Here is a 10,632-nt window from a genome sequence, read left to right as displayed (position 1 = left end):
GCGAGGACGCCTATGTCGCCGCCCGCCTGCTGCTCGCCGGCTGGGCCGTGCGCTACGCCGCCGACGCCCAGGTGCACCACTCCCACGATTACCCGCTGCTGGCGGAATTTCGCCGCTATTTCGACATCGGCGTCTTCTACGGCCGTGAAGCCTGGATCGGCCAGGCCTTTGGCCGCGCCGGTGGCGAAGGCCGGCGTTTCGTCCAGGCCGAAGTAGCGGCGTTGCGCCAGGCCGGCGCCTGGTCGCGGCTGCCCGAAGTGCTGCTGCGCAACGCCCTGAAACTGCTGGGCTACCGCCTCGGCCACCTCGAACGGCACCTGCCGCGCCGGCTGAAACGCCGTATCAGCCTGTACCCAGGCTATTGGGCCTGACGCCATGTACGATCATTCAAGGGACCTGAGCATGATCCGCCTTGTTTTCTGCAGCCTGCTGACACTGTGCCTGAACGCCTGCAGCACACCGGCCACCGTAGCGCTGCCGGACGACCAGAGCCTGGACGCGCGGCACCGGGCCATTCGCGGCCTGGCCGACCTGCCGCCGGCCGAGGTACGGGTGCAGGCCGGCGACACGCTGCGCATCGTCCGCGATGCCCAGGAGCCCAACGAGCAGGACGACATGAGCCTGTTCGTGGTACGCCCCGACGGTTACTTCTCCCTGCCGCATCTCGGCCTGATCAAGGCCGACGGCCGCACGCCCGAGGACCTGGCGCGGGAAATCACCGACAAACGGCGCCAGCTCTACCGCGAGCCGAACACCACGGTCAATATCGCCATCGCCCCCAGCAACCGGGTCTTTATCGGTGGCGCGGTGGCCAACCCCGCCTTGTTCGAACTGGCCGGGCCGACCAGCGTCGAACAGGCCCTGATCGGCGCGGGCGGCGTATTGCCCAGCGCCGACAGCCGCAATGTGGCGTTGCTGCGACCGGGCGGCGACGGCAAGTACCAGGTGTATTTCTTCGACTTCGCCGCCCTCTTGCGCACCCCGGACCGGCCCTTGGTGCGCCTGCAACGGGGCGACATCCTCTACGTGCCCAAATCCGGCTTGGGCAATGCGGTGGAGGCCGTGGACATGTACGTCACCCGCCTGATCCCGATCAACAAGGGCATTGGCGTTGGCTTCAACTACGACCTCAACGACCCGGACATCGACAACGACACTCAGCTGACGCCCATCAACCCTGTCGGAACGCCGTGACATGCTCGAGATCCGCTCCCTGCGCGACCTGCTGCGCCTGTTTTTCCTTTACAGAACGGAATTCAAGTACGCCGTCATGGCCACCTTGCTGGTGGTGATACTGGGCGCCTTTCTGTTGCCGACCCGCTACGAATCCAATGCGCGCCTGCTGGTCAAAGCGGGCCGCGAGAACGCCACACTACCGATCGAGGTCAGCAATCGCCAGGCACTGATCGCCCCCAGCACCCAGCGCGACCCCATAGTCGATGAGGAGAAGATGCTCACCGGTCGGCCGATCGTGCGCTGGGTCGCCGAGCGTTACCTGGAGCGGGTGGCCGCCTACCGCCCGCAGGGCTTCTGGCAGGGCCTGAAGTTCCAACTCAAGCGCGGCACCGGCGCGGTCCTGGAAGTCGCGCGCCAACTGGCCGAGGGCCTGGGGCTGGTGGAAGCGCAGACCGAGGTTGAACGCCTGGCCAAACGCCTGGAAAAAAATTTCTCGGTCAGCCACGAAGCCGGCTCGTCGGTCATGGAGGTCAGCTTCACCTGGGATGACCCGGTGATCGCCCAACAGGTGCTGGAGACCTGGGTCGAGGCCTACCTGCAGGAGCGCACCCGGGCCCTGAGCCGCAAAAGTCTCTACGCGTTCTACGAAGGTGAGACGCAGAAGGTCTCGACGCAGATCCTCGCCCTGAAAAAAACCCTGCAAGGACGCCTGGCCAAGATCGACAGCATCAGCGTCGAGGAACGCCTGGCCAACCTGACGCAACAGATCAATCGACTGAACGATGCACGCAGCGAAACGCTCAACGAATTGGCGGGGCTGCGCAGCTTCCTGCTCGACGCCCGTAGCCAGCTCAAGCGCCAACCCCTCGAAGTGGTCAGCGAGCGCGAGGTCAGCCTCAACCCCAACCAGCTCGACCTGAAGCTCAAGCTCAATGGCCTCAAGCTCGAGCGCAGCCGCCTGCTCGGCACCTTCTTGCCGGACGCCGGCCCGGTCAAGCAGCTGGACCGGAATATCCAGTCGCTGCAGGCCCTGATCGACCAGGAAAGCCAGCGGCTGGAACGCTCGCAGAACCTGACGCCCAATAGCCTGGCGGTCAGCCTGCGCCAGCAGACCCTGGATGCCGAATTGCGCGAACGACAATTGCAGGGTCAGTTGCAGGAGCATCAGCAACAATTGGCACAGCTGCGCGGGGAACGCACCCGGGTCCTTAACGATGAGCCCGGGCTGAGCCGCACGAGCCTGCAGCTGCAGGCCGCCGAACAGAGTTTCGCCCTCTACACCGACAGCCTGGAAAAAGCCCGTATCGACCGCGAGCTCGACAGCAGCCAGATCAGCAATATCGCCCAGATCGAGCAGGCTACCTTCAATCCCAGCCGGGTCTTTCCCAAAAGCCTGAACCTGTTGCTGCTGGCCTTGCCGCTCAGCCTGGCCGTCGGCCTGCTGGTGCTGTACCTGTGTTACCTGCTGGATCAGCGGGTGCACGACGGTGCCCGTGTCGAGGCGCGGTTCAAGGTGCCACTGTGGACTACTTTGCCGGACCTCGGCACATCACCGAACCGGACCAGCCAGGCGTTCACCGCGGCGCTCTACCGCCTCTACGGCCAGTTGCCCCTGGAGCAACTGGCCCGCGACGGCCTGACGCTGGGGCTGAGCAGCGCCCGCCCCGGCGAGGGGGTCAGTTTTGTGCTGATGCACCTGCGCCGCCTGCTCGAAGCCCGCGGCCATCGGGTCCGGCTGGACGCACCGGCGCCCGCGGCGCCGGGCGAGGTGGTGCTGCTGGACGCGGCGGCGCTGTTGACCCGTGAGGACGCGCTGTTGCAGCTGCGGCGCGCCGACCTGATCGTATTGGTGGTCGAAGCCCAGCGCAGCACCGTGCCGATGGTCGAACACAGCCTGGCCATCCTGACCATGGCCTTCAAGCGGGTCGACGGGCTTATTCTCAATCGGCGCCGTTTCGATATTCCCGAAGCACTGCTGCAGCGCCTGAGCCGCTGGCGGGGGGCGCACTGATGCCATTCGCCGTCCTGCCGGGCGCCCCGCGGACCCGTCGCGACGAACGGCGGCTGGCCGCTGGCCTGCATCGTCGGGGAGCGCTGACGAGGGTGGGCGCCGATCGCCAGGAGAGTCTGATAGCACAACGCAATCTCGCCCTGCCAGCCGCGCCACTGACGCCTTTGCCGCCGATTCACTCCCTGTGGTTCGGTTTTATCGTCCTACGCGATTGCCATCGGCTGGCCCACCCTGCGCGGCCATCGACCCTGCTGAAACGGCCATTTTTGAGCGCTTGGCTTCGCTTCAGCCTGACTGACGGGTCGTCGAATATCGTAGCTTGCACCTTATCCAGCTACTACCGTGAAGTCTTGCGAGCACGACTGAATCGTCTGCAACTGAGCGACCTCGTCGATTGGCAACCTGCCCCCATAGCCAAGGACACACCGCAGGTCATCCTAGCCCATCCTCCGATGGCGCGGGTTTGCCAGCAATCGAACTCACTCAATCTGCCCGGTGCCCGATGTGGCACTTGCCGGACCTGGCCCATGACCACCGCCGGCGGACGTATAGCCATCACTTCGAAGGCCATTACCCTGGCCGTAGCAGTGGCCCCCGGTAACGGACCGTGGTATCCCCACGGGACGACCAACGCCCTGTCAAAGGGCCCGGGCAACCTGGCCAACCACCCTTATCGCGCCCAGGAATGGGCAGAACAAACCGCGACCCTGGGTCGTGCACGCACCTGGGAGGCTGCCGCCAAGCGGTTGCGTCGCCTGTTTTTCCGTGTAGTACAGGAGCGTGATGATGTTGCGTAAATTCCCCTGGTTGTTTATTCCCCTGCTGGCTTTGTTGACCACCTTCTCCACGCTGCCCTGGAGTCGAACGGCCGAAGCCGAACCCTTGAACCTGCAAGCACCCCGCCCGGTGGTCTGGAAGGACTTCCTGGGGGTCAATGCACATTTCCTCTGGTTCCCGCCGGAGCAGTACCAACGCCAGATGACCCGTTACCGGGAACTGGGCCTGGAATGGGTGCGAGTCGACCTGCACTGGGACCGGCACGAACCGCAGGAGGGGCAATACCTCCTCGGCGAGTTGGATGGCGTGGTCAATGCCATGGCGAGCCAGGGCCTGAAATCCCTGCTCTACCTGGTCGGCTCGCCGTCCTTCATCTCCAGCGCGCCGCCGGGGGCGCCCAACCCCGACCAGTATCCGCCACGGGACCCCGAGGTGTTCGCCAACCGCATGGCCCAGCTGTCGACCCGTTACCCCTCGGTAAGCGCCTGGCAGGTATGGAACGAGGAAAACCTGCCGTCCTTCTGGAGCCCGTACGAGGACCCTCCGGCCTATTACCGCCTGCTGCAAGCCAGCGTCCGGGCGTTGCGGGCGATCAATCCGGACAAGCCAGTGGTGGTCGGCGGCATGGCTTACTACAGCCAGATGCCGGTGCTCGGTGGCTTGATGCTGCAGGCGCTGGACAGCCTCGGGCTGTCGGATCTCGGCACCATTGCGGCCTACCACCCCTATACCGAAAAGCCCGAGGGTGATACCCCCGCGGACCGGGACTTCATCGTGCACGCCAGACAGCTTAATGCCTGGCTGCACGAGAATGGCATGCCCAATATCTGGGCCACTGAATGGGGCTGGTCAAGCTACCCTGGCCCCCGGGAGATGCAGGAGATCATCGGGCAGAGCGGCCAGGCCGACTACCTGCTGCGGCGCGTTGCCCTGATGAGCGCGCTGGACTATGACAAAGCCTTTATGTTCGCCCTCTCCGACCTGGATCAGCGGGCCACGCCACGCGACCGTCACTACGGCTTGCTCGACCTGCAGGGTGCACCGAAGCCGGCCTATACCGCGCTGCGCAACTTCCTCAGAACCACCGGCCCGCGCCTGGTCCCCGGCAACCCGCCGAACGTGCAGCAACCGCCGACGGACCTGCTGAGCATCCCCTGGAGCCGCGACGACGGCAGCCGTCTCTGGATGTTCTGGTCGGCCGCCGGCGGACAGATGCACTTGCCGCTGATCAAGTCCGCCCGGCTTTACGACCCGATGACCGGCACCAGCCAGCGCCTCGACCGCGCCGAGGGGGTCCAGGTGCTCGCCAAACCGACCCTGCAACTGCTGGTGTGGAGCAACCCGAAATGACCTGAGCCCCATGGCCACCTCCGCCCCCTGAATCGGCTAAACAAGGATTGTTATGCGTATTCTCTGGACCCTGCCCTACCTGCCATGGCCAACCACCAGTGGCGGCAAGACGCGTCAATACCACCTGTTGCGCTGTCTGGCCGCCCGAGGCCATCGCATTACCCTGTTGGTGCAAACCAAGGATCAGCTCGACGACACCACTCGCGCCACCCTCGAGCCGCTGCTGGAACGCCTGATCGTGCTGCCTCGGCGGCCCCTGCGCCACCCCCTGACAGTGCTCGGTGGGCTCTGCGCCCCCTGGCCGCTGATGGCCAGCATCAATGGCCTGGCGCCTTCGTTGCAAACCACCTTCGCCGCCTTGCTGCAGGAACCCTGGGATGCCGTGCAGATCGAGCACAGCTACAGCTTCCAGCCGTTCGCCGAGCCGCTGGCGCAGGCCGCCCTACCGTTTCTGCTGACCGAACATAATCTCGAATCGGACCTGGGCGCGGCCACCTACAGTCGGTTTCCACGCTGGTCGCTGCCCTTTACCCGCTTCGACCAGTGGCGCGCGCGCCGCTGGGAGCGCCAGGTGCTGGGGCGCGCCAGTCTGGTGGTGGCGGTGACCGAGGAGGATGGCGCGCGCATGGCGCCCCTTACCACCCGTCCACCGCAGGTGGTGGTCAATGGGGTGGACTGCCAGGCTTTTGCGTCCGTACAAGCCGACCCGCGCAGCCAGCGTGTGCTGTTCGTCGGCAACTATGAATACGCGCCCAACCGGGACGCCGTAGCCTGGGCCCTGAACAGTATTTTCCCGCGGCTCTGGCGGCGCTGCCCGCACGCCCGCTTTGCCGTGGCCGGCTACGCCCTGCCCGCCGACTGGCCAACGCGCTGGCCGGATCCACGCATCGAGTGGTTGGGCTTTGTACCCACCCTGAGCGAACTGCAAGGCCGCTGCGCGGTGTTTCTCGCACCACTGCGCCACGGCGGCGGCTCGAAACTCAAGGTCCTCGAGGCGTTAGCCGGTGGCTTGCCCTTGGTCAGCACCGCACAGGGCGTCTCCGGCCTGCGCCTGCGCAACGGTCATGAGTACCGTGCTGCGGACACGGCGCAGCAGCTGGCCGCGGCATTGGAGCTGCTGCTGAGCCAGCACCCGACCGCCCACCGCCTCGGCGAGGCCGGACGTGCTTACGTGCGCCAGCACCACGACTGGCCGACCGCGGCGGCCCAGCTCGAACAGGTCTACCAGCGCCTGGCGCCGCCCGAACGGAGGGTGATGCCATGCGCGTAGGCCTGGATTATCGCCCCGTCACCTGTGCGCCGCAGTGCGGCATCGGGCGCCAGGTAAAAGCCCTGCAGGAGGCGCTGGACGCGCGTGCGGACATTCAGCTGCGGCTGTTCAGCGAGGCGCCGCTGGACCACCCGCAGCGTCACCAGGCCTTTTGCCCACCCTGGGCCAGCCCGCTGAACGGTCTGCATCGGCCTCATGTGCGGCTGCGCTTCGAAGGCCGCTTTCTGCCGCGAGTACTGCGCCAGACACGTATCCAGTTGTATATCGCCACGGCCAACATGGGCCTGCCGCTGGGCCCTAAACCGGCCGATATCTGTTACGCCCTGCTGTTGCACGACCTGTTCCAGCTCACCGAGCACAACCGCCATCGCTCAGGTTACGTCGCCTGGGCCTACCGACTGCTCGACCGCCTCTCCATCGGCTATTCGGTATGGCGCGCCGACCGCATCTGGACACCGTCCGGCTTTACTGCGGCCGAGCTCAAGCGCCTGTTCCCCTGGGCCGCGGGCAAGGTCCGAGTGCTGCCCAACCGGGTGGTCGACTTCACCGCCACTGAGGCGCAGCCCGACGGCCTGGCGTTGCCGGAACGCTTCTGGCTGGCGGTCGGTACCCGTGAGCCACGCAAGAACATGGCCCGTTTCGTCGCTGCCTGGTGCCAGGCCCGCCAGAGCAGCGCGGCGGTACCTGAGCTGGTGCTGGTGGGCTCGGCCACGGACCTGCCTGTCGACCTGCGGCAGCGGCCGGGCCTGCATTTTCGCCAGCACTTGAGTGAGGGTCAGCTCAAGGCCCTGTACCAGGCCAGCGAACGCCTTTGGCACCCTTCTTATGCCGAAGGTTTTGGCCTGCCGGTGGTCGAAGCCCTTAGCCTGGGAATACCCGTGGCGGTCGCCCGCGGCTCGGCACTGGAGGAAGTGGCGCCACCGGCGACCCCGCGATTCGACCCCCACGACAGCGCACGCATGAGCTTGCTGATGGCGCAGCTGGCCGCGCACCGCCAGGTGGAGAGTCGCCAACAGCTGCGCCAGTGGGCCAGCCAGTACAGCGAGCCCGCCTACCGTAATCGCCTGCAAACGCTGCTGGCCGAGCCGATGAGCTGTCCATGGGTCTGATCCGCGTGGTTGCCTGCGACCTGTGTTTCGGCTCGTCGTTCGGCATGCAGATGGACCTCGGCCGGCAACCGCTACGCCTTGACCCGCCCGCTGAGGATGCGTCCGCCCTTTTCCTGAACTCCCCCCCCGCAAGGAAGCCCTGCCATGAAACACCGCATTTTTCATTCCACCGAACTGCGCGAACGCTTGCTGGATTATGCCGAGCGCCTCGGTTGCAGCCAGGCCAGCCTGCACAGCGCGTTTGCCTACATGCTCAACCACGACATCCTGTTCGAGGAGGGTCCGCGGTTCAGCATCGCCTGCGTGAATATCGAACGACGCATCGAGCAGCCGTTGGCCCGGCGCTTCTACGCGCTGCTGCGCGACGAGATCCCCAGCACTATCGTGCCGCTCTACGGACTGAACTGGGAAACCTTCAAGGACCGCTGGCTGCGCGCCTGGGAACAGACCTACAACATCCTGATCAACAAGATTCCCAGCCACCATATGCGACTGGCCTGGTTGCGCCTGGGCGGTGCCAGGATCGGCAAGGACTCGACGATCTGGCGCAACACCGAGGTCATCGGTATCGAGAACCTGCGCATCGGCGAAGACAGCGTGGTCGGCTGGCATTGCCAACTCGACGCCCGCGCTGGGCTGATCATCGGCGACCATGTGACCATCGCCTCCCACGTGCTGATCATCGCCGGCGGCCACGACCTGCAGGCCGCGGAGTTCTGGTCGATCGGCGCGGCCCTGCGCATCGAGGATTACGCCTGGATCGCCAGCCGCGCCCTGCTCGCCCACGGTGCCCATATCGGCTATGGCGCCGTGGTCACCGCCAATACGCTGGTCAACAAGGCTGTCGCGCCGTACAAGATCGTCGGCGGCAGCGGCGCCAAACCCATGGGCGAACGGGTCCAGGGGCTGAACTACCGGGTGGGCGGCAAGGGGCTGTTCACGCTGCTGCACTGAGCGGCACCCACCGCGTTAGTCCACCGGCGTGGCACGATGCTTGCTGCCTTGTTGTCTAGTGGTGTATGCCGGGTAAGGCGGCGGTCATGCACCGACGAGAGGACAATCAAGCGAGCCAGCTGGCATTGAAATGCCATCATAAAATCCGCATAATCGACAAGTTTTTGACGCAAAAATAAAAATACGCAACAAAGTCATTAAATTGACATTTCTTGCTGACAAATCGCCGCCATTTATTTGACCTGTCTGATCCGTTCATGACAGAGGAGTCCCGCATGCGCTTGAGCCATGTCGACAGCCTTTTACTGACCCGCTCGGGACTCAATGAGTACCTGCTGGCAGCGGCACGTATCGTTCATGGCTGCACCGCGGTCCTGCCCGGGCTGTTGTTGCTGGCCTACGTGCCCGAAAGCTCGGTGGCGCAGACCAACAGCTACCTGTTCGTACTGATGTTTTTTGCCTTGCTGGTCACCGTGTTGTTTCAAGCCCTGGACGTCTATTCGGAAGCCTTCTTCAGCAATCGCCTGCGCTTTCGCATCATGGTCGTCGCCTGGTCCGCCGCCTTCTGCCTGCTGTTGTTTATGCACCGGGGGCTGGGCTTGCTGCTGTACGCCAGCAACCTGCAGCTGGCCATCTGGTTTTTCGTCAGCCTGCTGCTGTTCGGTGCCGAACGCCTGTTGCTGTTGTACGTTTTTCAACAGCTGATGCGCCGCGGGCGCTTTCTCAACAACGCGGTCATCCTCGGCGGCACCGATAACGGCCTGCATTTGGCCGAATACCTCAAGGCCCACCGGGATATTCGCTGTGGCGTCATAGGCTTCATCGATGACCGGCTGGCACGCACACCCGATCATCTGAATGGGTTGCCGGTACTGGGTAACTGCCAGGACTTGGAGCGGCTGATCCGCGAGGAAAAGGTCTCCCAGGTGCTGGTCGCACTGCCCTGGTCGGCGGAGACGCGCATCGACCAGATTATCCGGCGCTTGCGCAAACTGCCGGTCAATGTGCTGCTGGTGCCCGACATGGTCGCTTTCCGGCACGCGCACAACCGCATCACCGAAGTGGCCAGCCTGCCGATGTTCAATGCCTCGGAAGTGCCGCTGCGCGGTTGGTCACCGCTGTTCAAGCGCCTCGAGGACCTGCTGCTGGCCAGCCTGACGCTGATCCTGCTGCTGCCATTGATGCTGCTGGTGGCGCTGGCGATCAAACTCGACTCCCCCGGCCCGGTGCTGTTCCGGCAGAAGCGCTTTGGTTACAACAACCGCCTGATCGAGGTGTTCAAGTTTCGCTCCATGCACCAGCACCAGAGCGATGCCACCGCCGAACTGCAAACCACCCGCGGCGACGTGCGCATCACCCGGGTCGGGCGGTTTATCCGCAAGACCAGCCTCGATGAGCTGCCGCAGTTGGTGAACGTGCTGCTGGGCAGCATGTCCATGGTCGGCCCCCGGCCCCATGCCACGGCCACCAAGGCCGCGGGCATCCTGTTCGAGGAAGCCGTGGAGGAGTACACCGCCCGCCATCGGGTCAAGCCGGGCATCACCGGCTGGGCCCAGGTCAACGGCTATCGCGGCGAAACCGACACCCTGGAAAAAATCGAACGGCGCGTCGAGCTGGACCTGGAGTACATCGAACAGTGGTCGGTGTGGTTTGACCTGTACATACTGTTTCGCACCGTGCCGGCCGTGTTGCTAAGCCAGGAGGCCTATTGAGTATGCCGTATATGAGGGGAAGCAATGCCGGCCCCCACTGGAGCGCCGTTAACCCAGCAGGGCGCGCAGGAGCGTGGCGCCGATGAGCACCGCCCTGATCATCCCCACGCGCAACGCCGGGCCCTGCCTGGACGCCCAGCTGCCCGCCCTCGCCGCCCAGACCCTGCAGCCTGACGAGTTCCTGGTGGTCGACAGCAGCTCCAGCGACGACAGCGTGGCGCGCCTGCGCGCCTTCGGCGCCCGGGTCGAGGTCATCCCCGCCGCCCGCTTCAA

General features: G+C 65.0%; 9 protein-coding genes and 1 pseudogene. All 10 read left to right on the top strand.

The genetic code is table 11. The features are described 5' to 3' along the window. Positions 1 to 371 (top strand): annotated as a pseudogene (locus ABWY06_RS18890) (glycosyltransferase family 2 protein); the annotation flags it as partial. Positions 372 to 402: 31 nt separating this feature from the next. Then, the gene (locus tag ABWY06_RS18885) at positions 403 to 1,194 is read left to right on the top strand and encodes a polysaccharide biosynthesis/export family protein (protein ID WP_353927122.1); all 792 of its coding nucleotides are present in this window, start codon (positions 403 to 405) and stop codon (positions 1,192 to 1,194) included. A gap of 1 nt (position 1,195) precedes the next feature. Continuing rightward, positions 1,196 to 3,187, top strand: a complete 1,992-nt coding sequence (locus tag ABWY06_RS18880; RefSeq protein ID WP_353927121.1) for a GumC domain-containing protein — start codon at positions 1,196 to 1,198, stop codon at positions 3,185 to 3,187. After that, positions 3,187 to 3,984, top strand: coding sequence for a glycosyltransferase family protein (locus ABWY06_RS18875; RefSeq protein ID WP_353927120.1), 798 nt, complete (start codon positions 3,187 to 3,189; stop codon positions 3,982 to 3,984). Before ABWY06_RS18880 ends, ABWY06_RS18875 begins: the two co-directional genes overlap by 1 nt. Further along, complete coding sequence (locus tag ABWY06_RS18870) at positions 3,974 to 5,314, top strand: cellulase family glycosylhydrolase (RefSeq protein ID WP_353927119.1); 1,341 nt, start codon at positions 3,974 to 3,976, stop codon at positions 5,312 to 5,314. Before ABWY06_RS18875 ends, ABWY06_RS18870 begins: the two co-directional genes overlap by 11 nt. Positions 5,315 to 5,366: 52 nt before the next feature. Then, positions 5,367 to 6,584 (top strand): glycosyltransferase family 4 protein, encoded by a 1,218-nt coding sequence (locus ABWY06_RS18865; RefSeq protein ID WP_353927118.1) that lies wholly within the window; start codon positions 5,367 to 5,369, stop codon positions 6,582 to 6,584. After that, positions 6,575 to 7,693 carry a glycosyltransferase family 4 protein gene (locus tag ABWY06_RS18860; protein WP_353927117.1) on the top strand — a complete coding sequence of 373 codons (1,119 nt, stop codon included), beginning with the start codon at positions 6,575 to 6,577 and terminating at the stop codon, positions 7,691 to 7,693. Before ABWY06_RS18865 ends, ABWY06_RS18860 begins: the two co-directional genes overlap by 10 nt. Positions 7,694 to 7,837: 144 nt before the next feature. Next, on the top strand, positions 7,838 to 8,647 hold the full coding sequence (locus ABWY06_RS18855; RefSeq protein ID WP_353927116.1) for an acyltransferase: 810 nt from the start codon (positions 7,838 to 7,840) through the stop codon (positions 8,645 to 8,647). A gap of 275 nt (positions 8,648 to 8,922) precedes the next feature. Next, positions 8,923 to 10,359, top strand: coding sequence for an undecaprenyl-phosphate glucose phosphotransferase (locus tag ABWY06_RS18850; RefSeq protein ID WP_353927115.1), 1,437 nt, complete (start codon positions 8,923 to 8,925; stop codon positions 10,357 to 10,359). 82 nt (positions 10,360 to 10,441) lie between these two features. Further along, the coding region (locus tag ABWY06_RS18845; protein ID WP_353927114.1) for a glycosyltransferase at positions 10,442 to 10,632 on the top strand (191 nt) is incomplete at its 3' end.

Origin of the sequence: Pseudomonas sp. (genome assembly GCF_040514055.1) — a bacterium.
GTDB lineage: Bacteria > Pseudomonadota > Gammaproteobacteria > Pseudomonadales > Pseudomonadaceae > Aquipseudomonas.
Note: the sequence above shows the minus strand (reverse complement) of the source record. Positions and strands in the feature narration are given on the sequence as shown.